The organism is Nitrosomonas limosa (genome assembly GCF_054188085.1).
This window is the reverse complement of sequence record NZ_CM135180.1, coordinates 699,473-720,496: the sequence shown is the minus strand read 5'-3', so window position 1 is coordinate 720,496 and position 21,024 is coordinate 699,473. Positions and strand designations below refer to the sequence as shown.

20 protein-coding genes and 1 pseudogene are annotated in these 21,024 nt (G+C 43.7%); 8 read left to right on the top strand and 13 right to left on the bottom strand.

All coding sequences use genetic code 11. The features are described from left to right. Positions 1 to 79: 79 nt before the first annotated feature. The 3 genes from ACV7NC_RS03225 to ACV7NC_RS03215 form a co-directional block, all read right to left on the bottom strand. Positions 80 to 439 (bottom strand): hypothetical protein, encoded by a 360-nt coding sequence (locus ACV7NC_RS03225; protein WP_458154013.1) that lies wholly within the window; start codon positions 437 to 439, stop codon positions 80 to 82. Positions 440 to 450: 11 nt separating this feature from the next. Continuing rightward, entirely contained in the window at positions 451 to 876 is a 426-nt protein-coding gene (locus ACV7NC_RS03220; protein ID WP_458154012.1) for a DNA polymerase III subunit chi, read from the bottom strand. 121 nt (positions 877 to 997) lie between these two features. Then, on the bottom strand, positions 998 to 2,494 hold the full coding sequence (locus ACV7NC_RS03215) for a leucyl aminopeptidase (protein WP_458154011.1): 1,497 nt from the start codon (positions 2,492 to 2,494) through the stop codon (positions 998 to 1,000). 291 nt (positions 2,495 to 2,785) lie between these two features. On the opposite strand from ACV7NC_RS03215, the gene ACV7NC_RS03210 reads away from it, so the two are divergent. Together ACV7NC_RS03210 and serB are read left to right on the top strand one after the other, a co-directional pair. Beyond that, positions 2,786 to 4,246 carry a sensor domain-containing diguanylate cyclase gene (locus ACV7NC_RS03210; RefSeq protein ID WP_458154010.1) on the top strand — a complete coding sequence of 487 codons (1,461 nt, stop codon included), beginning with the start codon at positions 2,786 to 2,788 and terminating at the stop codon, positions 4,244 to 4,246. Between the two features lie 46 nt (positions 4,247 to 4,292). Further along, positions 4,293 to 5,129 carry a phosphoserine phosphatase SerB gene (serB, locus tag ACV7NC_RS03205; protein WP_458154009.1) on the top strand — a complete coding sequence of 279 codons (837 nt, stop codon included), beginning with the start codon at positions 4,293 to 4,295 and terminating at the stop codon, positions 5,127 to 5,129. 75 nt (positions 5,130 to 5,204) lie between these two features. Here serB and ACV7NC_RS03200 read toward each other — a convergent pair. Beyond that, positions 5,205 to 6,818, bottom strand: a pseudogene (locus ACV7NC_RS03200) (NAD-dependent malic enzyme); the annotation flags it as partial. Positions 6,819 to 7,049: 231 nt separating this feature from the next. Between ACV7NC_RS03200 and ACV7NC_RS03195 the strand changes: the two are divergent. Together ACV7NC_RS03195 and ACV7NC_RS03190 are read left to right on the top strand one after the other, a co-directional pair. Continuing rightward, a complete protein-coding gene (locus tag ACV7NC_RS03195; RefSeq protein ID WP_458154008.1) occupies positions 7,050 to 7,478 on the top strand; it encodes a group III truncated hemoglobin in 429 nt (142 codons plus the stop codon). A 26-nt stretch (positions 7,479 to 7,504) separates the two neighbouring features. Further along, entirely contained in the window at positions 7,505 to 9,175 is a 1,671-nt protein-coding gene (locus tag ACV7NC_RS03190; RefSeq protein WP_458154007.1) for a sensor domain-containing diguanylate cyclase, read from the top strand. Positions 9,176 to 9,306: 131 nt separating this feature from the next. On the opposite strand, the gene ACV7NC_RS03185 is transcribed toward ACV7NC_RS03190, so the two are convergent. Then, the gene (locus ACV7NC_RS03185) at positions 9,307 to 10,095 is read right to left on the bottom strand and encodes an SH3 domain-containing protein (RefSeq protein ID WP_458154006.1); all 789 of its coding nucleotides are present in this window, start codon (positions 10,093 to 10,095) and stop codon (positions 9,307 to 9,309) included. Positions 10,096 to 10,456: 361 nt separating this feature from the next. Between ACV7NC_RS03185 and ACV7NC_RS03180 the strand changes: the two genes are divergently transcribed. The 4 genes from ACV7NC_RS03180 (at position 10,457) to ACV7NC_RS03165 (ending at position 13,640) form a co-directional block, all read left to right on the top strand. After that, positions 10,457 to 10,897 (top strand): universal stress protein, encoded by a 441-nt coding sequence (locus ACV7NC_RS03180; RefSeq protein WP_458154005.1) that lies wholly within the window; start codon positions 10,457 to 10,459, stop codon positions 10,895 to 10,897. 90 nt (positions 10,898 to 10,987) lie between these two features. Further along, positions 10,988 to 11,770, top strand: a complete 783-nt coding sequence (locus tag ACV7NC_RS03175) for a DUF4126 family protein (RefSeq protein ID WP_458154004.1) — start codon at positions 10,988 to 10,990, stop codon at positions 11,768 to 11,770. An 87-nt stretch (positions 11,771 to 11,857) separates the two neighbouring features. Further along, a complete protein-coding gene (earP, locus tag ACV7NC_RS03170) occupies positions 11,858 to 12,994 on the top strand; it encodes an elongation factor P maturation arginine rhamnosyltransferase EarP (protein WP_458154003.1) in 1,137 nt (378 codons plus the stop codon). Between the two features lie 82 nt (positions 12,995 to 13,076). Further along, complete coding sequence (locus ACV7NC_RS03165; protein WP_458154002.1) at positions 13,077 to 13,640, top strand: elongation factor P; 564 nt, start codon at positions 13,077 to 13,079, stop codon at positions 13,638 to 13,640. Positions 13,641 to 13,697: 57 nt separating this feature from the next. Here ACV7NC_RS03165 and ACV7NC_RS03160 read toward each other — a convergent pair whose 3' ends face one another. From ACV7NC_RS03160 to iscR, 8 genes are all read right to left on the bottom strand, one after another. Next, the gene (locus ACV7NC_RS03160; protein WP_458154001.1) at positions 13,698 to 14,258 is read right to left on the bottom strand and encodes a NifU family protein; all 561 of its coding nucleotides are present in this window, start codon (positions 14,256 to 14,258) and stop codon (positions 13,698 to 13,700) included. Between the two features lie 78 nt (positions 14,259 to 14,336). Then, positions 14,337 to 14,819, bottom strand: coding sequence for a Fe-S cluster assembly sulfur transfer protein SufU (gene sufU, locus ACV7NC_RS03155; RefSeq protein WP_458153999.1), 483 nt, complete (start codon positions 14,817 to 14,819; stop codon positions 14,337 to 14,339). Continuing rightward, positions 14,819 to 16,078 (bottom strand): cysteine desulfurase, encoded by a 1,260-nt coding sequence (locus ACV7NC_RS03150; protein WP_458153998.1) that lies wholly within the window; start codon positions 16,076 to 16,078, stop codon positions 14,819 to 14,821. Before ACV7NC_RS03150 ends, sufU begins: the two co-directional genes overlap by 1 nt. A 2-nt stretch (positions 16,079 to 16,080) precedes the next feature. Further along, positions 16,081 to 17,373 (bottom strand): Fe-S cluster assembly protein SufD, encoded by a 1,293-nt coding sequence (sufD, locus tag ACV7NC_RS03145; protein WP_458153996.1) that lies wholly within the window; start codon positions 17,371 to 17,373, stop codon positions 16,081 to 16,083. A 2-nt stretch (positions 17,374 to 17,375) separates the two neighbouring features. Next, on the bottom strand, positions 17,376 to 18,170 hold the full coding sequence (gene sufC, locus ACV7NC_RS03140; RefSeq protein WP_458153995.1) for a Fe-S cluster assembly ATPase SufC: 795 nt from the start codon (positions 18,168 to 18,170) through the stop codon (positions 17,376 to 17,378). Beyond that, positions 18,167 to 19,603, bottom strand: coding sequence for a Fe-S cluster assembly protein SufB (gene sufB / locus ACV7NC_RS03135; RefSeq protein ID WP_458153993.1), 1,437 nt, complete (start codon positions 19,601 to 19,603; stop codon positions 18,167 to 18,169). The genes sufC and sufB overlap by 4 nt, the downstream gene beginning before the upstream one ends. A 103-nt stretch (positions 19,604 to 19,706) precedes the next feature. Continuing rightward, on the bottom strand, positions 19,707 to 20,054 hold the full coding sequence (locus ACV7NC_RS03130; protein WP_458153992.1) for a HesB/IscA family protein: 348 nt from the start codon (positions 20,052 to 20,054) through the stop codon (positions 19,707 to 19,709). Positions 20,055 to 20,199: 145 nt separating this feature from the next. Beyond that, a complete protein-coding gene (gene iscR, locus ACV7NC_RS03125; protein WP_458153991.1) occupies positions 20,200 to 20,652 on the bottom strand; it encodes a Fe-S cluster assembly transcriptional regulator IscR in 453 nt (150 codons plus the stop codon). Between the last annotated feature and the right edge of the window lie 372 nt (positions 20,653 to 21,024).

Here is a 21,024-nt window from a genome sequence, read left to right as displayed (position 1 = left end):
CGCATAACAAGTCCGATACGCCGTTATGCCGGATAACCGGTTATTAGTCAGAAATATAACCGCAGCAAAACAACCGGGATTATTTTAGAAGACGGGCCAAGCGGATTTCCAGTGCGTTTGCGAGTGCTTTACGATCCGTGGCATTCATTTCGATCAGGCATTCTGTCAATGCCGAATCCAGTATTTGGCGGATCGGTGTCAATCGGGCGGGTTGCGGATGAATGACGGTTGGATGCAGTATCACGACATCAGTCAATAGTGGGATTTCATTGGATTTATCAGTCTTTGGAGGATTGCCGGGTGGAAGTGGCGGGGCCGCAGGTGAAAAATCGCTGGTTGAAATTATTTTTCCTTGATGCTGATATTTACTCAGCAGTTTACGAAATTTCTCCAGTATTTCAGAATCATCGAGGTCTGTAGAAGAATTATTTTCATTCATAGGTTGCCGGCCTATTCATTAAGCTGAAAATGTTGTATTTGATAGCCGGCTTCTTTATAAAAACGGTATCGGACGCGGGCATCCGCTTTTTCGTCCGGAGCATTATCCACAATCTCGATAATCCGTTTAAATTCACCGATCGCAGGCGGATGCTGCCGATCCAGATTGAGTAATACATCGAAATGCGCATCAGCAGGGATGCGGTTGCATAGAATTACCGGTGTCACATCCACCAAATCCGGCTCATCGCGCAGGTTGCAATGCGGAATAAAGCTAATGGAAGAGAACGTCCAAAGCAATTCATCAAATTGTTCAATTAACGATTCGTCCAACGCATAGACGAGGACTTTCATTTGTTGTTGAACTGCTTTGGCACACAAGCGGCAAGCAGTGATGAGCTTATCGCCAGCTCCGGAATAGAAAAAAATTTGCGCCACATTCCTTTCCATCCTATTTCACTGACTGTGCTGCATTCCGCCGCCAGTCTGCGGTGAAAACCCCAATGACAGACATTGTTATCAAATTCCTCATTGAATCGGTGAACATCTGGCAGCGGGCTCAGCTAACTGTTTTCGCCTGATTGATCAGGAATTGCATCAATAATGGGACAGGCCGGCCGGTGGATCCTTTATCTTTCCCTGATTTCCAGGCTGTCCCGGCGATATCCAGGTGGGCCCAACGATATTTCTGGGTGAAACGGGAAAGAAAGCAGGCTGCGGTAATAGTGCCTGCGGCTCTTCCGCCGATATTGGCGATATCGGCGAAGTTACTTTTCAACAGTTCTTGATAATCATCCCCGAGCGGCAGTTGCCATGCTTTATCAGCCGCTTGTTCACCGGCCGCGAGTATTTCTTGCGCGAGCTGCTCATCATTGCTCAATAATCCGGTTGTAAAATTTCCGAGCGCAATCACGCATGCGCCTGTCAAGGTTGCAATATCGATAACCAGTTTCGGATTGTAACGCTCGGCATAGGTTAACGCATCGCACAGAATCAACCGGCCTTCCGCGTCAGTGTTCAGGATTTCAATGGTTTGTCCGGACATGCTGGTGACAACATCGCCGGGTTTGGTGGCTTTGCCACTGGGCATATTTTCAGTTGCCGGGATGATTCCAATCAAGTTAATGGGCAATTTCAACTCGGCCGTCGCCAACATAGTTCCTAACACACTGGCAGCGCCGCTCATGTCAAATTTCATCTCATCCATTTCGGCAGCTGGCTTCAGTGAAATCCCCCCGGTATCAAAAGTAACGCCTTTACCAACTAAGACTACCGGGTTGTCTTTCTTCGTTAATCCTTGATATTCCAGCACAATTAGCTTGGCTGGTTGCTCACTGCCGCGGGCCACGGCCAGCAAGGAACCCATGCCAAGCTTTTCCATATCTTTTTCGTCAAGCACGGTCGCTTTAAGCTTATGTGCTTTTGCCAAATCTTTGGCTTGCTTGGCAAGATAGGTCGGCGTGCAAATATTGGGTGCTAGATTTCCCAAATCTTTCGTTAAACTCATGCCATGCGCAATTGCCAGGCCTTGCTGCAAAGCACTTTCGCAGCTTGCTAGCGCGGCACGATCGTCAATGCATAGAACAATCTTTCGTAACTGACCGCCATCATTCTCAGGTTTGCTTTTGAGTTGATCGAAGCGGTACAGGCTACTCGATACCGCGATGGCGGTTTGTGTAACTTTCCAATCATGATTTTTTTGTTTGAGCGGAAAATCGGATAAGGATAGTGTAACGTCGGTTACTGCGGTTTTTTGGAGCACACTCAAAATCGAACTGATCGCCGTCAAGAACGTTTTTTCCTTAAATTCCTGTTCCTTCCCCAGACCGATCAGCAGGATTCTTTTGAATTGTGTATTGGGTACATTATGCAACAGCAATGAGGTATTCGCCTTTCCTTCCATGTCTCCCGAAGCAAGGATACTTTTGAGATAGCCTTGAGTGATTTTGTCAAGAATTTTTGCCGTTTCCGACATTTTTCTGGATTCAAAAATGCCGGCAACCACACAGGCGCCACGTTGTTTGTCCGGTGTTCCTACTTTAATTGTGAAATCCACATCCAGCTCCTTTATTTCATGAGATTCATTAGATACGAAATATTCCATGACTTGCTTTTATAAATAGCAGGCTCTGTCAAAAAAATGAAAGAAAAAATAATACCGAATAGTAGCAGTTTGCTTGAGAAAGTGGATGATGATCGTGAAATCCGATATATCGGTATCAAAACCAGCGTTAATCCATAAATACCGCCTACACATTCAAGTTAATATGTTATCTTAATATTATCGGAAATTAATCAGTATATTATTCGGTAATATATAGATGTTACATGAGAATAAGGATAATAAGTGATTGATGATTCACTGAGAAGTCGATTAAATGTTTGCGAGACGTTACCGACTTTACCCGCGGTTGCTGTAAAGATAATCGAATTGGCAAACGACCCGAATGCGGATATAGGGACTATTTGTCAATATATTTCTATGGATCCGGTGTTGTCTGCAAAATTACTGCGGGCTGCAAATACGCCTTTATATAAATCCCGGCGGATCGCGACCAATATCCGTCAAGCGGTTAGTATTCTTGGTACGCATACTGTTCTTGTCATTGCTTTATCTTTTTCACTGTCGCATTCATTAATGAAAGCATCGCTGTCTCCGCAAAACAGCGTGTTCGATGGTTATGTGTTTTGGCGCCGGTCGATCGCCTCCGCGCTTGCTTGCAGAGCGCTGGGTGAAAAGCTTGGGTTGAGCTATTTGGACGACTTGTTTTTAGCAGGTTTGATTCAAGAAATCGGAATCATTGCTTTTTGGGCTTTAATGCCGGAAGCGTATGAAAAAATTTTTATCGCAACGACCGATCACGATACGTTGCTGAAATCCGAACGTGAAACGTTCGGTTGCGGCCACGATGAGCTGGGTTATGCCTTGCTAAAGAAGTGGCATATACCGGATTATATTGCATTATCGTGCATTAACAGTCATGGCCAGCCGGAGCCCAAGCATCTGGGTCCCACTTTACAATCGTGTCTGGCCGTTTCCCGGTATTTGGCCGATTATTTTATTTATCCGCAAGAAGCGGAGAAAATGACCGCGTTGAACGAGGTGGCGCAGAATTGGCTTGGTTTTGACGCCAATGCATTGATCGAAGTCATTAAAATCATGGAAGTTGGCTTAAGCGCAGTGGAAGAATTGTTTGAACTGAAGATCCATCATCCATCGCAAGTCACCGGAATTTTGGCTGAAGCCAAGGAATTATTGCTGATATATAGTCTGTCCCGGATGAAAGATCTGGAAGACAAATCGCAGCGTGATGGGCTAACAGGGGCTTATAATCGAACTTATTTCGATGAAACATTGCAACGGGAATTTTATCTGGCGACGCAATATCATTTGCCATTAACTATCGCCATTATCGATCTCGATCATTTCAAGAATGTCAACGATACTTATGGCCATATTGCCGGAGATTCCATACTGGCGGCTGTAGTCAAAACAATTTTCGATCAGATCCGGCAAGATGATACGCTGAGCCGTTACGGCGGGGAAGAATTCGCATTAATTCTCCCGGGAACTTCACTGATTGCCGCTCGAAATTTGATTTCACGATTAAAGGATGCAATTGCTTCTATAGCCTATAAATTCGATGGTGCAACCACAATTCGTGTTACCGCATCAATCGGCGTGGCAGCCTATCGCGAGGGTGACGTTAATTTTTTTGAACCCAAAGACATGATCAAAGCAGCCGATTCCGCGCTCTATGCCGCCAAGAATGCGGGCCGGAATCAAATAGTCGAATGGTGCGTGTGAGAAGTCTTATAATTGCCGTTTCATTGATATCGTAATTTTAGTGATAATGAATCTGATTATTCAGGGTTTGGAGATTAATAACAGTGATTTGCGTGCATTGGCAAAGTTATCACAGGCGGATGGCATTGAACGGATAACCGGGCAGGCTTTTCGTTTGACGAGAGCCAGTGACTCTGAGGATGTTTCTGCACATTGCGCAGCCGCAGAATTGGATTTTGCATTTGTAAATCCGGATCTAAAGCTGTCGGATTTTAAGTTGATTGCGATGGATATGGATTCGACATTATTAGCGATCGAATCCATTGACGAAATTGCCGGTATGTTGAACATCAAAGCTCAAGTTGCGGAAATCACGCAGCAATCCATGCAAGGTAAAATTGATTTTGAAGAAAGCTTGGTGCGGCGCACCGCATTGTTGCAGGGCCTACATCAAGATGCGCTGCAGCGAGTGTACGACGAGCGTGTAAAACTTAGTCCTGGTGCCGAAATCATGTTGCAAAAGGCCAAACTTGCCGGATTAAAAACGATGGTGATCTCCGGGGGATTCACGTTCTTTACGGAACGCATTAAAGCAAAGCTGGGACTGGATTTTGCCGCTGCTAATGTGCTTGATATTAAAGACCATCAATTGACTGGTAAAGTGCAAGGGGAAATCATCGGAAGGCAAGGCAAAGCGCAAGTTCTCAGGCAGGTGTGCGAAGCATTGGGGTTAAAGCGCGAGCAAGTGATCACCATCGGCGATGGCGCCAACGATTTGGATATGATGTCCGAATCCGGTGTCAGTATTGCTTATCACGCGAAGCCGATCGTTCAAAATCATGCAACCTATTCAATTAATTATGTAGGATTGGATGGTGTGACGAACTTATTCCAGCAGCACTAACACATTGCGGCAAATCATGCGTTGTCGAAACTTAATCCCATCTGTGGATAATTTGTAATCTTTCCAGGATCTTCTCTAGTAATTCGGTTCATACATCAGCGATTTAATATAACTGCTTAAATCCTGAGGTAAGCTAGCATCGGCTAATCCTTCTTCAATGGCTACCCGGCTTACAGCGAGAGCAATGGCATGGGACACTTCCCGCACGCGCGTAAGGTTGGGGTATACTGCGCCGTCGCGCAATTCCTGATCGGTAACGATACGCGCCAATTCTCTGGCAGCGGCTAAGAACATGCTTTGAGTCACCAAGCGTGCGGAGCTAGCGTAAACGCCCAATCCAACACCGGGGAAAATATAAGCGTTATTACCCTGAGCTGGCTTATAACGCTGAGTGCCGTACTGCACGGCGTTAAATGGGCTGCCACTGGCAAATATTGCCCGCCCGTCACTCCACTCATAGGCTTGCTCGGCAGAACACTCGGTGTGTGATGTCGGGTTTGACAATGCAATAATCACTGGCCGCTCATTGACGGCTGCCATCCGTCGTATGATGGTTTCAGTAAATGTCCCAGCGACTCCGGTGGCGCCAATCAAGACATCAGGTTTGATCGCGCTGATGGCATCGGCAAAGCTCAATGCATCATGCCGATGAGCATAGGGCTGAATACGCGGTTTAACATTTGCACTGGCTGCGGTCACGAGACCCGCTCGGTCAATGAACCATAACCGCTGTTGGGCTTGAGGACGACTCAATCCATCCGCGCAGAGCGCATCAACCACTAATTCAGCTGTTCCGCCCGCAGCAGAACCGGTTCCTAGAAACATAATATTAAGATCGGAAAATTTTTTTCCGGTGATACGGCATGACGAATAGATTCCCGCTAACGTTACAGCCGCTGTTCCTTGGATGTCGTCATTAAAGCAACGGATTCGATGGCGGTAGCGTTCTAAGAATTCAAATGCATGAGGTGTCAGGAAATCCTCAAACTGGATGAGCGCATCCGGGTAGCGTATTTGAACTGAATTGATGAATTCATCAACAATGGAACGGTAGCTGTCTCCGTCGATGCGGGGAAAAGGGTAACCGAGATAGAGCGGATCTTCACGCAAAGCGACGTTGTTGGTGCCGACATCCAGCATGACCGGCATGCACTGTGCCGGATGTATTCCGGCACAAGCTACATATAAAGCAACTTTTCCAATGGGAATTCCCATGCCATTGGCACCCAGATCTCCCAAACCCAGAATCCGCTCTCCATCCGTTACCACGATGACTCTAATGTCCTTTTCAGGCCAATTATTTAGAATGGTTGCTATGTCTCCGCGATCGTCCGGTGTGATATAGAATCCTTGAGGCTTTCTGAATATATGCGCGAATTCCTTGCATGCCTCACCAACAGTCGGGGTGTAAACCAGGGGCAATATTTCTTCAATGTGATCGATCAGTGTCCGGTAAAAGAGCCTTTGATTGCTCTCAAGCAACCCATTCAAAAAGATATATTTTTCAATGGCGCTGGTTTTTCGGCGCAAACTGTCTAAAACGCGAGTGGTTTGTTTCTCAATGCTGGAAACTTCATAGGGTAATAAACCTCTTAAGCCGTAGCGCTCACGTTCTTCGCGCGAGAATGCGGTTGATTTCGTCAATCCCGGATCGGCGAGTAATGATTTGCCATATAAGTTTTTCATATAAACCTTTTTACTTACGTTGGAAAAGAAAACCTTTGGTAAGCACCAAAACTTTGATGCGTGAACTGTTTAAGCGATTGGACAATCTCACTTAGCGGCGATAAACTTAGTTTTTCTATCAATAGATTTTCAATATTGAATGTGTGTAGTATAGGTGCAAGCACGTAGGCTTTAAGCTATATTAATAAACTCTTTGATAACCTGTATTGTTTTTTGTGAGAATTCTAAAAAATTATGAATCAATCATCACCTTTTCCTATACCCGATCCAGATCTTTATAGCGAAGAAGAAATTGCTCAGTTGGTGCATACGTTTTACGCGAAGGCCAGGAAAGACCCCGGTTTAGGACCCATTTTTGAGGCGCATGTAATCGACTGGGATGCCCATTTTGTACAAATGATTAATTTCTGGTCAGCCCAACTTCGGGGTACCAGCCGGTTTCGAGGTGCTCCGATGCCGAAACATATCGCCTTGCCAGAACTATCAGCCGAGTTATTTGAACGCTGGGTTCAGCTTTTTCATCAGACGACCAATGAGCTCGGAAATCCGCAACTGGAGCAACATGCTAATGCGGTCGCAAACTTTATTGCAGGGCGTTTGTGGCAAGGCTATCAAATGAGTAATTATCCAGACCGGCGCCCGGTTGCGCTTCGATTAGCCTAGTCATGCCGATCTAGCCGGAAATTATTTTGAAAAGCATTAAAAGCAAAATCATTGTTTTTTCTATTTTGGCGACTCTGATTCCGTCTCTGGGATTAGGCATTTCTTCGTTTTACCGGAATGAAGAGATGATCGCGGAGAATTTGACACGTGAGCTGCGCACGATGGCTAATCGCGCGAGCCGGGAATTGGATTTGTGGATTAAAGAGCAGATTCTTTCAGTCAGAGACCTGGCAGCATCCATTTCGACATCGAAGATTCTTATTGAAGGCTTATCGCTGGAAAATCAGTTACCTAAGAGCAAATCCATCAATCAGGCGAAGTCGACGGAACTTTATCTGAAATCGGTGCATAAGCGATTGGAAACTGTGCTGGAGTTAACGATTGTCGGTGTGGAAGGCGAAATTATTGCTAGTAACGTGGACGAACCATTTCCAGTATCGTTGGCTCAGAACTGGCCAGAAAATGCATCTATTCAAGGCGATGTCGTGGTTTCTCCGCAGTGGAGTGAGCGCTATGGCACAGCGATCGTAAGCATTGCAGTGCCGATATTGTCCATTGACGATTATATTCTGGGTGCGCTGATCGTGACGTTCGATATGCAAAGCTTGCAGCCGCTTTTAAAAGCTAAGATCAGACCTCCCCCGGGCGATGTGTTGTTGCTGGATAAAGAAGGACATGTAATGCTTGCGAGTGACACTACACTCTTAAATCCGCCGCTTTCATCCGAACCGGATGTGTTATCCCGCTTGCGCAGCAATCCTGGTGAATATGATGTTTTTATTGGACCGCAGCAAAAGAAAGTTGCCGGTTTGGCCTATTTATCGGAAAAAATGCCCATTACCGTCATTGCAAACCGAGACTACCAACTTATTTATTCCGCATGGGAGCAGCAACGGAATATGTTCATTGGTTTGGTTAGTATCATTATATTGATTGTTACCGCGATCGCTTTCCGTCTAAGCCATGCCATCGTGAAACCGCTGCAACGATTAATTGATGCAACCGAGAAAATTGTCAGAGGTGATTTGGATGTTAATTTGGTAAATGGCCAACGGGATGAAATTGGTCAATTAACGCATCGGTTTAACCAAATGGCCGACAAATTGCGCCAGAATCAAGCTGAAATTCATGCAGCAGCGATCGCAATGCAACAAAAGAACCAGCTCCTTGAGACGCTTTCTGTGACTGATAATCTCACTGGGCTTTACAATCGCAATAAACTCAACGCCATTATCAGTGATCAATTGGCCCGCTTCGTGAGAAACAAGCGGCCTTTTGCCGTACTGATGATCGATGTTGATTATTTTAAAACTTTAAACGATAGCCTGGGTCATGTAGTGGGTGATGAAATTTTAGCGGCAGTTGCGAAAAGAATTTCACAATCGATCCGGAATGTGGATTTTGCTGCACGATTTGGCGGGGACGAATTCATTATTATTCTGGCCGAGACAACTGTTGATGAAGCAGAGAAAACTGCAGAGCGGATTAGGAGTCAAGTGGCAAATATCCATTGTGACTCTATCAATCAGGATCTGCATGTAACTTTGAGCATCGGCGTGATCCAAAGTGAGCCCAATGATATTTCGTTAACGATCTTGCTATCCCGGGTCGACAGTGCGTTGTATGAAGCAAAACGTGCCGGCAGGGATCAAGTTTATTGCTTATCTTCTAACAAACCGGATGCTGTTGTGTCTTAAAAGGCTTATTGAAACTTTCTGCGTTGGCGCTAGGTCGATTTAAACAGCTTTAAAATGTTCATTTTCCTGTGTTTGCCTTGTATCATTTTTCTTCGAAAACGTTTATCAGTGACCTTTAACGGTCGCTGTCATTAATTTTTCCCCGCTTCAAGCCCTGTATTCAGGATCCAACCTTGGGTTTGATTGACTTGCACACGTAACCAGGAACCCTGACTTGCATTGGCTGTGACCTCAGTAGAATTTTTTAACGTACTGATGATTTTAGATTGTGTGTTAGGCGCATTGCGTAAATTCACGTTGGCTTTAGTATGCAATTTGATAGGTGTATGGAATTCAAGTAACAAACTATGACCATTGGATTCTTTTTTGCGATTCGGATTTGTAATCAATTCGATTAGATGCTTTGCTTGAGCAACATAATTCATTGCGGACGCATATTGATCGCTTAAGTAAAGTGCCGAGGCTGTTTCAGTCAATTGCTGCGCTTGGGTCAATAAAATTTGATTCGCAGCAGGGATTTTAACTTGTTTCAAATGCGCCAGTGCTACTTCGGTTTCGGCAATTGCGGAGGCCGTGCTTGGTTTTGTGGCTAACCGATGTAATTTTACTTGCGCACGCGTAGCTTCCTTATTAACTTCCTGTAGCACTCGTGCCTGATTCTGCTGCTGAATTTGCTGATTCTTAATCAATGCGTCTTTTTCTGCTAATAGTTTTTTGAGTTGTGCAATTTCCTGGCGTAGCTTTTCATCTTGAGAAGGAATGACAGGCGCTTGTTCGATGATCGGCGCGGGAATGGGTTCTTGAGTTGCGCAACTGATGAGATTGAATAGTATGAAGAGTGCTAAGAGCTGTTTTCGTATTCGTCCTTGATCGGCCTTTAAAGTATCGGATAATTCTGCTTGTAACAAAATTCTTATCATAGTGTTCCTTTATTCCGAAAAAAACTGCATTGTGAATTTTGAAACATGTAAAAATTTGTAATAGTTTGGATGACAGTCAGCGCAAATTTTTTATTAATATGAACCGAACGAACTGAAAAATTGCAATGAATGGCTATTTAATCTTTTATACTTTGAGAAATCAAGTGGCATCCCGGCTAAGAAATTGATGGTTTCTTGACATTTTACCTGGATATAACCATATCAAAAATTAAATTAGATAATGAACCGCGGTAAATAGACTGTTTCGATTGTTACTTTGTGTTCAACAATCATGAAAAAATAGGGAGATTCTATAGCAGCGGCAGAATTATTGCCGGAAATATTCTTGGGGGAGGGCACCATGTATCAGCGAATTCTAGTACCGATAGACGGCAGTACGACTTCTGAGTACGCGCTGGATGAGGCAATTAAATTTGCGCAACAACAAAAGGCGCATATCACGGTTTTGCATGTCATTGAAGATGTATTGTTTTCTGAAAATGATGATTACATTAATTATGCCGAACTGGTGCATGCGCTTCGCGCTAACGGGGAAAAAATTCTTGCGCGTGCACACAACAAAATACGTCAAACCGGAATTGAACATGAAACCAAGCTATTGATTGCGCAGGGACAGAGAGTTGTAGACGTTATTATCAATGAAGCCAAGAACCAATCGGCGGATTTGATTATTACGGGAACACATGGCCGAACTGGCTTTAGCCGTATTTTGCTTGGCAGTGTTGCGGAGGGACTGGCGCGGACATCACATATTCCGATCCTTTTGATTCGTGGTAGTTAGGAATTCGCTGATTAATTCGCTAACAATGGCTCAATGAACCCAACGGTTGTGATATCAATGATGCGTTTTCTAGATCAAGTGGATTGAAGCATGGAAAATTATGAAGCGCTGCTGGCGACAATTGCTTTAACGATGGGTGCATCGTGGGCAAGCGGCATCAATTTGTATGCCGTTTTATTAGTGCTGGGATTAGGAGGGTCGACCGGGCATATCGATTTGCCTGCTGAACTGTCGGCCCTGGAAGATCCGCTGGTAATTATGGCGGCTGGGGTTATGTATTTCATTGAATTTTTCATGGATAAGATACCAGGGGTGGATTCCGTATGGGATTCCATTCAAACATTTATTCGAATTCCTGCCGGTGCAATGCTGGCGGCAAGCGCAGTAGGGGATGTCACGCCCGCGCTTGAAATAGCTGCAGGCATCCTGGGGGGCAGTTTGGCTGCGACCACCCATGCAACCAAGACGGGCACCCGGTTGCTGATTAATACTTCGCCGGAACCCATTACAAATTGGTCAGCTTCCATTTCCGGGGATCTGCTGGTACTCTCGGGATTATGGACCGCCTTAAATTACCCGGCGGTTTTTCTTGCGTTAATGGTTGTTTTTCTCGTTATTGCCATTTGGTTACTACCGAAACTCTGGTACTTAATAAAACGGTTGCTAACCAAACTACTTAATTTCTTCGGAGTGGTAAAGTCACCTGCGGAAAATTCTGTTGAAACAGAAATGGCCAGTGCCGCAACGGATTCGCAGAGTCAAGATCCGTTAGCGGCGCTGGAACGTTTGCATCAATTGAAAGAGAAGGGTGCACTCACGGAACATGAGTTTGAACGCCAGAAAAGCATCATCCTGAAAAAAGATTCCCATTGAAGAGCTTAGTAGAATTGGGCGACACTATTAACTGAGAGTTAACAACAACACACAAGGCCGAAGATCTTTTTACTCCCATAATAATGTATGCGCTATCGCTGGGATATTTTTTGCAAAGTTATCGACAACTTTGGCGATGCTGGGGTTTGCTGGCGGCTTGCCAGGCAATTAGCGGGTGATTTTGATCAGGAAGTGCGGCTCTGGATTGATGATCTGGATACTCTAAGTTCCTTTACACCGGGACTGGATTGCAAGCGCTTGATTCAAAAAGCTCAAGGTGTGGAAATATGCAGTTGGCAACAAATACAAATGGGGATTATTTGTGCAGATGTAGTGATCGAAGCATTTGCGTGTGATTTGCCGGATGTTTATATCTCGGCGATGCTCCAGCATAAACAACCCCCTCTGTGGATCAATTTGGAGTATCTGAGTGCTGAACAATGGGTTGTCGAATATCATTTATTACCTTCACCGCATCCACGGCTTCCCCTTACCAAATTCTTTTTTTTCCCGGGCTTTGTGAATGGTACTGGAGGATTATTACGTGAACAGGCATTGATGAAACTAAGAAACGAATTTGATGATACGCTTCAACAAAGCTTTATAAAGCGAATCGGTTTAGATGATAAGAAGCCTGATTGTTTATGGGTTTCACTGTTTTGTTATGCGGATGCGCCTGTAGAGCAATGGCTGCATGCATTAGCAGAATCCGCAGAGCCAATTTTGTTAATCGTACCAGAAGGAACTGTGGCTCGCCGTGTTTTGACTATTCTTGAAGATTTATATGGCTTAAGTGCGTCATTGCTAGTACATAAGCAGTTATGCGTTCGGATTATTCCGTTTCTGGAGCAGACCGATTATGATCGTTTGTTATGGTGTTGCGATATCAATTTTGTACGAGGTGAAGATTCATTTGTGCGCGCACAATGGGCAGCAAAATTATTTGTCTGGAATATTTACCCACAGCAGGAGCAAGCCCATTTTAAAAAATTGGATGCGTTCCTTGAGCGCTATACGGAGAATATGACAATTCCGTTGGCCGCCACGGTAAGGGAAATGTGGAGTTGTTGGAACGGACAAAAGGCATTTAGTGTTGAAGCCTGGGTGAACTTCTTGGCATTTCGCGAGTCATTGATGCAGCATAATGAAAGCTGGGCTAATCAGCTGATGATGCAACAGGATTTGGTAACTAACCTGGTGCAATTTGTTGAAAATCAGCTATAATCCGCAACCTTTATTACTTAAGTCGATTGATTGAGTATCGCATCAATTTTGTTTATAACGTTATTATTTTGGAACTTGAAATATGAAGACCGCAATGGAACTACGCTCAGGTAATGTCATTTTGATTGGTAATGATCCCATGGTCGTACAGCGGGCGGAATTTACCAAATCTGGCCGTAACGCATCTGTGGTTAAGATGAAACTAAAAAATTTGTTTTCCGCAACAACTACTGAAACGGTTTATAAAGCGGATGAGAAATTTGATCTGGTAGTATTGGATAGGAAAGACTGCACGTACAGCTATTTTGCCGATCCGCTCTACGTTTTTATGGATGCGGACTATAATCAGATCGAAGTGGAAGCGGAAAATATGTCCGATGTATTACACTATCTGATCGACGGTATGGAAGATGTTTGTCAGGTGACTTTCTATGACGGTAAAGCCATTTCGGTTGAATTACCATCTACGATTGTGCGCGAAGTCGAATATACCGAACCTGCAGTTCGCGGTGATACGACAGGGAAAATCATGAAGCCAGCACGATTGGCAGGAACCGGTTTTGAAATTCAGGTAGCGGCTTTTGTTGGAATTGGCGACAAAATTGAGATTGACCCGCACAATCATGAGTTTAAGAAACGTGTCTGATATTAAAATCAGCTGAATCAAAAAAATAGGTGGCGCAGCCACCTTTTTTTTTGACTGTTAACTCGCGATTACTTGGATGTCGGGCTCGATGGTTTTCAGCATATTTTCAATACCTCTGAGTGTGCCTGAAATTGAACTGGGACAAGTGCCGCAGGCCCCTTGATAGTGAATGCGAAGAATGTTCCCCTCAAGTCCCAGTATATGCAAGTCCCCTCCATCGTGTTGTAGATAAGGTCTGACTTCTTCGTCCAGCAGTATATTGATTTTTTCCAACCGCAATTGGTCTTCCGGTGACAAATCGGCAAATGCCTGATGTGCATTGGCAACAGCTTCGGCTGACTGCGCTGAAGCGGCAGGGGCCGCACGGATTGGATCAGCAATCTCTCGGGCTAAATCCTGCCAATTTGCATCACCATCTTGAGTCACAGTAATCCAATGATCGATATAAAAAACATTGGTGACATGATCAATATCGAACAACGCCGACGCCAATGGATCATCTTTTGCAGATTCGGCATTGTCGTAGGAGCGGGCAATTCCCCACGTGAGCGGTTCTTTAAGAATGAATTTCAAAGCATTCTTATTAGGGGTTCCTTCAATATCAGCTATTTTTGGCATTTTCTTATCAGGAAAAATGAAAAATTAAATAAGAGTCTCCGCATTGCAGGCTCAAATGTTGATAAAACTCGGATGCGGCTAGGATTGGTTGGTTGCTGTCTGAAGATTGTTTGCTGCATCTTCAGTTGAAACATTATTAACTGAATTGAGCGCTGCATGCAGGGTGTGCCACGGCAAAATCGCGCATTTAACTCGTGTTGGTAAATCCCGGATTCCTGAGAAAACTGTCAATCGCCCCAAGTGATGAGGTTGGTTGAGATCTAATTTTCCAGTGGCCAGATCTCGAAATTCAGCGATCAACATTTCCGCATCCGATCGCGTTTTTCCTTTGATTGCTGTTGTCATCATCGAAGCGGAAGCTTTACAGATAGCGCATGACTCCCCTTCAAATGCAATGGCACTGATGTGTTCATCTTCAACTTGCAAGGTGATGTCGAGGCGGTCGCCGCATAAAGGGTTGTGGCCAATTGCGTGGTGACTGGCTGGATTTAATTTTCCGTAATTTCTCGGTTTCCGATTGTGATCTAAAATGACTTCTTGATACAGTGAATTGGAATGCATTATAAAAAAACCTTTTGAACAGTTCTGATGCCAGTCGCCAAAGCATCAATTTCAGATTTTTTATTGTAAAAAGCAAAAGAAGCGCGCGAAGTAGCGGGAACATTAAATCGCTGCATAACTGGTTGAGCGCAATGATGACCGGTTCGCACGGCAATACCATCCTGGTTCAGAATAGTACCGATATCATGTGGATGGATACCGTCAATAGTGAACGAAATGACCGCGGTTTTGTGGGGTGCTGTACCGATAATTCTGACACCGGGGATTTCACTGAGGCATTCGGTTGCATAGTCAAGCAATGAAGATTCATACGATGCGATGTGATCGATACCGATTGCAGTTAAATAATCAATCGCGGCGCCAAATCCAATTGCGGCGGCAATGGGTGGTGTGCCAGCCTCAAATTTATGGGGAATGGTATTGTAAAGAGTTTCTTCAAAAGTAACTGAAGCGATCATGTCGCCGCCACCTTTAAATGGTTGCATGGATTCGAGCAGCGCTGCTTTCCCATAAAGTATCCCGACACCTGTCGGACCGCACAATTTATGCGCTGAAAAAGTGTAAAAATCACAATCGAGCGCTTGTACATCAATCGCAAGATGAGGTGCAGCTTGCGCGCCATCAATCAATACTGGAACATCATGCTGATGAGCAAACTCGATCATCTGCTTGATCGGATTGATGGTGCCAAGCGCATTGGAGACATGAATCAAACCGACAAATTTAGTGTGTTCATTAAATAGCTTTTCAAATTCGTCTATTTCCAGTTCACCGGTATCGGTGATGGGTACGACTCGAATTTTTGCGCCTTTCTCTTTAGCCAGCATTTGCCATGGAACAATATTCGAATGGTGTTCCATAGTTGTGAGAATGATTTCATCGCCCGCCTTGATATACTTACGGCCATATCCATGCATGACAAGGTTGATTGAGTCGGTGGTGCCGCTGGTAAAAATAACTTCGCGGTCTTCACGAGCATTGATAAACCGTTGCAACTTACATCGCGCTTGATGGAATTCCATCGTAGCAACTTCCGATAGATAATGAACCGCACGATTGATATTGGCGTGCTGCGTAGTTTGGTAGCGAACCAGGCGATCAATGACAGCTTGCGGCATTTGACTGGATGCCGCATTATCGAAATAAACCAGTGGTTTTCCATCGATTTTGAGTTTAAGTATGGGGAAATCCGTTCGGATTTTTTCCCAATCTGGGCTGCTGAACATATCAGACTTCAGCGATGCTTGAGTGGCATTCATTTTCATGACTCGCAATTCTGGGAAAGGATAGCTTGTTCCAGTCGCTGCCGAAGCGACACTACCGTGACGCGATTGATAATCTCAGCAGCAAAAGCATAAGTTAATAGACTTCGCGCAGCGGCAGGGGTTAAACCGCGGCTTTCAAGATAGAACAATTCTTCTTCATCCAATTGACCAACTGTTGCACCATGCGCACATTTCACATCGTCCGCAAAAATTTCCAGTTGCGGCTTGGTATCGATTTGCGCAGTTTTACTCAGCAAGAGATTACGGCTGGATTGTGAAGAATTGGTTTGCTGGGCCTGAGGTCGAACAATGATGTTTCCGTTAAAGACAGCGTGCGCTTGCCCACTCACTATGCATTTATGCTGTTGACGGCTCGTTCCATGGGGTTTGATGTGATCAATGCATGAATGTGTATCCGCAAGTTGCTGATTTGAAATCATGGTGAGTCCATCAATTGTGCATTCTGCCGCTTCATCTTTTAAGTAAACATTCAGATTATGACGGGAAATCCGCGCTCCTGTAGTAATACCGATCGATTGATAATGACTCGCTCGTTCCAGTGAAACCGCACAGTTAGCAAAGTGAAAAGCATCCATATTTTCCCGCTGAATCCTGATGTGCTTCACATTTGCTTGAGGCGCAAGAAAAAATTCACTTACGGAATTAGTAATGTATTTGGTATTGCTAAGCGCAATGTATTCTTCCACGAGACTAATGTTGCTTCCTTCTTCGCAAACCAAGAGGCAGCGCGGGTAGTTAGTGACTTCGCTCTGTGTTGCGATAAACAATAAATGAATGGGGTCTCGGACAGTGGCGTTTTTTGGAATGGAAATGATTGCTGCGTCACTGAGAAACGCCGTGTTTAGCGCTGCAAAAACATTATCGTCAAATTGGGCAAGCTTGCCGAGATGAGACTCGAGATAAGCAGAGTTAGAAGATAAAAACATTGGTAAATTGCCAACTGTGAGTGAAGTCGGGTCAAAGATTGACAGATTCGAAGAGAAATGCCCGTCAATAAATACCAATCGAATTTTTGCTTCTGATAGAAATAAATGTTCAACGTCCCTGATATGAATGCTGTTCTCGGGTTGTGAAGCCCGGAATGGGAGATGCGTTAATGCTGAAATATCAGTAAATCGCCATTCTTCGTCACGCTTAGTAGGGAATCTCATCATACTGGCCAGATCGATTGCATTGGCACGTAATTGACTAAGCCACGTCGAGGGCTTGGTTTTTGTGAACGGCCATGATTCCAGGGAACGTTCCAGATAGACATTATTAATAATCATAATCAGGCAATTAACTTGTTAGTGGATCCGCCCTGATCGGTTACCCAATCATAACCTCGTGTTTCAAGCTCTTGCGCAAGTTCTTTTCCTCCTGTCAAAACGATGCGACCTGCATGCATGACATGAACAAAGTCCGGCACGATATAATTCAGTAAGCGTTGATAGTGCGTCACTAAGATGGTGGCATTGTCTTTACTTGTAATTTGATTTACACCGTTAGCCACTGTTTTGAGCGCATCGATATCAAGTCCGGAATCCATTTCATCTAAAATACTCAAGCGAGGCTCCAGTAACGCCATTTGCAGAATTTCATTTCGTTTTTTTTCACCACCAGAAAAGCCTTCGTTCACGCTGCGATCCAGAAAATCTGGTTTCATATTCAAAAGCTTCATTTTTTCACGAACGAAGTCATCAAATTCAAGCGGATCGAGTTCTTCTTTTCCACGTTGGGATTGGATGGTGTTATAAGCGAGACGCAGAAACTGTATATTTGCAACACCCGGAATTTCAACGGGATATTGGAATGCTAAAAACAATCCTGCACGCGCGCGTTCTTCGGGGGGCAATTCGAGCAAATTTTTATCTTCAAAATAAATGGAGCCTGCGGTAATTTCATACGCTGAATGACCTGCTAATACTTTGGCGAATGTACTTTTGCCTGAGCCATTTAAACCCATAATGGCATGGATTTCACCACGCTTAACCGTCAGATCGATTCCTTTTAGAATTTCCTTACCATTGATGCTGGCATGCAATCCTTGGACGGCGAGAATGGTCTTGCTATTATTAATAATCATCCTACGCTTCCTTCCAGTTTAAAGCTGAGAAGTTTCGTAGCTTCAACAGCAAACTCCATGGGCAATTGTTGAAATACATCCTTGCAGAAGCCATTGATAATCATAGAAACAGCCTCTTCTGCGCCGATACCTCGCTGGGAAAAGTAAAAAAGCTGATCTTCACCGATTTTTGACGTAGAGGCTTCATGTTCAACTTTGGCGGTATTATTGTGTACTTGGATATAGGGAAATGTGTGAGCGCCGCATTGATCACCTATCAACATCGAATCACACTGCGAATAGTTACGTGCACCTTCTGCAGTCGGAGCGATTCTGACTAAACCACGATAGCTGCTATTGGAGTGTCCGGCTGAAATACCTTTGCTGACTATCGTGCTACGGGTATTTTTGCCCAGATGTATCATTTTTGTGCCTGTATCAGCCTGCTGAAAATTATTGGTAACAGCTACCGAATAGAATTCACCTACAGAGTTCTCGCCACGCAAGATGCAAGAGGGATATTTCCAGGTTATTGCGGAACCTGTTTCAACTTGGGTCCAAGAGATTCGGGAATTTTTGCCTTTAGCTAATCCACGCTTTGTAACAAAATTGTATATGCCGCCGATCCCTTTCTCATCGCCTGCATACCAGTTTTGTACTGTTGAATATTTGATATCTGCATCATCCAAAGCAATGAGCTCAACCACTGCGGCGTGCAATTGATTGGTATCGAATCTGGGCGCAGTGCAACCTTCCAGGTATGAAACAGATGCGCCTTCTTCTGCAATGATCAAGGTTCGTTCAAACTGCCCGGATCCTTCGGTATTTATACGGAAGTAGGTCGATAGATCCATTGGGCATTTCACCCCTTTCGGGATAAAACAAAATGAGCCATCCGTAAATACTGCGGAGTTCAATGCAGCAAAGAAGTTATCTCCAACAGGAACCACCGATCCAAGGTATTTTTGGATTAGCTCTGGATGATTGTGCACCGCTTCCGATATGGAACAAAAAATAATGCCTACATCAGCAAGTTTTTGCTTATACGTGGTTGCGACCGATACGCTGTCGAAAATAACATCCACTGCAACTCCAGCCAATGCCGCACGTTCATGCATCGGTACTCCGAGTTTCTCGAACGTTCTCAGTAACTCAGGATCAACCTCATCCATGCTGGATAGCTTTTTTTTAGGCTTGGGAGCTGAATAATAGCTGATATCCTGAAAATCGATCGGTGGATAATGGACATTCTGCCATTTAGGCTCGGCCATTGTTAGCCATTTTTTATAGGCATCTAATCGAAATGTTAAAAGCCATTCCGGTTCATTTTTTTTGGCCGAAATTAACCGGATAATATCTTCGTTTAACCCTTTAGGGGCAATATCAGATTCAATCTCGGTAACGAAGCCATGCTTATATGGTTGATTAACCAGACTTTGCAGTACTGCACTCATTTGGTTTCTTCCTTTATTTATTATTTATGCCTTCATAAGGAAGCATAAATTGCCAGATAGTTTTTTTATGATTTTATGATGAGAAGTAAAAACTAATTTTTAATTATAAAGTAATTGCATTCGAATCTTTAACGCTGAAACTTTCTCCACATCCACAGGTATTATCGATATTCGGGTTAATGAATTTAAATGAACTATTAAGTCCATCTTTTATAAAATCAATTTGAGAACCGTCAATATATGGAAGACTATTACGATCGACAGCTATCATGATGTTATTGGATTCAAATAATTGATCATGCGAATTAATCTGATCAGCAAAATCGAAAGTATAGGAAAAACCAGAACACCCGGATTTTTTTACTCCTACGCGAAAAGCCAAACCTCTGCTGTGTTTTGCAAGTTGTTGCTGAATATGTTTTGCGGCGTTATCTGTTAATGTAATTGACATATGATTTTTCCGATAAACTAATTCATATAAACACTACCAAATTTGACATTGATAGAATATTTTTGTTCAGTAATTATATTTTATAAAAAATATAAAAGTTAAAATAATTCAAATGGATAATGAATATTTCACTATTTAAGCAGCGCTAGATTCGCGCATATCCAGAAGTGGAATAATCGTCTCGTTTTTTTTGATTAATTTGATTGTCAACCAATTCTTTAAGCGTTACGGCACCAAGGTAATCAAAAATCAGATCATTCAATTTAGCCCATAGGTCATGCGTCATGCATTTTCCATCATTATGGCAGTTTTCCTTTCCACCACATTGTGTTGCATCGATTGGCTCATCAACTGCAAGGATAATATCCGCAACTGAGACTTTATCTAAGTCTTTGGCGAGGCAATAACCGCCGCCAGGTCCACGAACACTATCAACAAGCTCAGATTGACGCAATTTTGCGAATAATTGCTCCAGGTACGAGAGTGAAATTTTCTGCCGTTGACTGATGTCAGCCAAAGTTACAGGGTGATTGCTTTGTTGCAAAGCTAGATCTAAAAGTGCTGTTACTGCAAATCTGCCTTTCGTTGTTAATCTCATGATTGACTCCTATAAAAAACGAACGGGTTTGAGAAAATGCTGCTTATATGAGAATACCCGATTGATTTACTCAACTATACAATACCCGATTAATTTAGTCAACTTTGTTTTTTAAAATTGAAAAGAGTAACTTAATCAATAGATCATGAAAAAAGATAATAATTTTCTTGGGGGTATATGCATATTGCATGATAGATAGAAAGCTACGCCTAGTAACAGGTGTAAATATCACTGCTGAAATTGCTACCAGCCAATGCGATATATCGAGAGTTTGTTGGATTTTCTTATCAAACTTGAGAATAAATTTATGCGTACCAAGAGCGATTAATTGTGAACTTATCAGTAGGGTTAATTGTCACTGCTACGAATGAC

Coding starts and splice junctions, on each gene's coding strand:
- ACV7NC_RS03175 (WP_458154004.1), top strand. CDS start 10,988: ATGGAAAATTATGAAGCGCTGCTGGCGACAATTGCTTTAACGATGGGT.
- serB (WP_458154009.1), top strand. CDS start 4,293: ATGAATCTGATTATTCAGGGTTTGGAGATTAATAACAGTGATTTGCGT.
- earP (WP_458154003.1), top strand. CDS start 11,858: ATGCGCTATCGCTGGGATATTTTTTGCAAAGTTATCGACAACTTTGGC.
- ACV7NC_RS03225 (WP_458154013.1), bottom strand. CDS start 439: ATGAATGAAAATAATTCTTCTACAGACCTCGATGATTCTGAAATACTG.
- ACV7NC_RS03130 (WP_458153992.1), bottom strand. CDS start 20,054: ATGTCAATTACATTAACAGATAACGCCGCAAAACATATTCAGCAACAA.
- ACV7NC_RS03160 (WP_458154001.1), bottom strand. CDS start 14,258: ATGCCAAAAATAGCTGATATTGAAGGAACCCCTAATAAGAATGCTTTG.
- sufU (WP_458153999.1), bottom strand. CDS start 14,819: ATGCATTCCAATTCACTGTATCAAGAAGTCATTTTAGATCACAATCGG.
- ACV7NC_RS03150 (WP_458153998.1), bottom strand. CDS start 16,078: ATGAATGCCACTCAAGCATCGCTGAAGTCTGATATGTTCAGCAGCCCA.
- iscR (WP_458153991.1), bottom strand. CDS start 20,652: ATGAGATTAACAACGAAAGGCAGATTTGCAGTAACAGCACTTTTAGAT.
- ACV7NC_RS03185 (WP_458154006.1), bottom strand. CDS start 10,095: ATGATAAGAATTTTGTTACAAGCAGAATTATCCGATACTTTAAAGGCC.
- sufC (WP_458153995.1), bottom strand. CDS start 18,170: ATGATTATTAATAATAGCAAGACCATTCTCGCCGTCCAAGGATTGCAT.
- ACV7NC_RS03195 (WP_458154008.1), top strand. CDS start 7,050: ATGAATCAATCATCACCTTTTCCTATACCCGATCCAGATCTTTATAGC.
- ACV7NC_RS03165 (WP_458154002.1), top strand. CDS start 13,077: ATGAAGACCGCAATGGAACTACGCTCAGGTAATGTCATTTTGATTGGT.
- sufD (WP_458153996.1), bottom strand. CDS start 17,373: ATGATTATTAATAATGTCTATCTGGAACGTTCCCTGGAATCATGGCCG.
- sufB (WP_458153993.1), bottom strand. CDS start 19,603: ATGAGTGCAGTACTGCAAAGTCTGGTTAATCAACCATATAAGCATGGC.
- ACV7NC_RS03180 (WP_458154005.1), top strand. CDS start 10,457: ATGTATCAGCGAATTCTAGTACCGATAGACGGCAGTACGACTTCTGAG.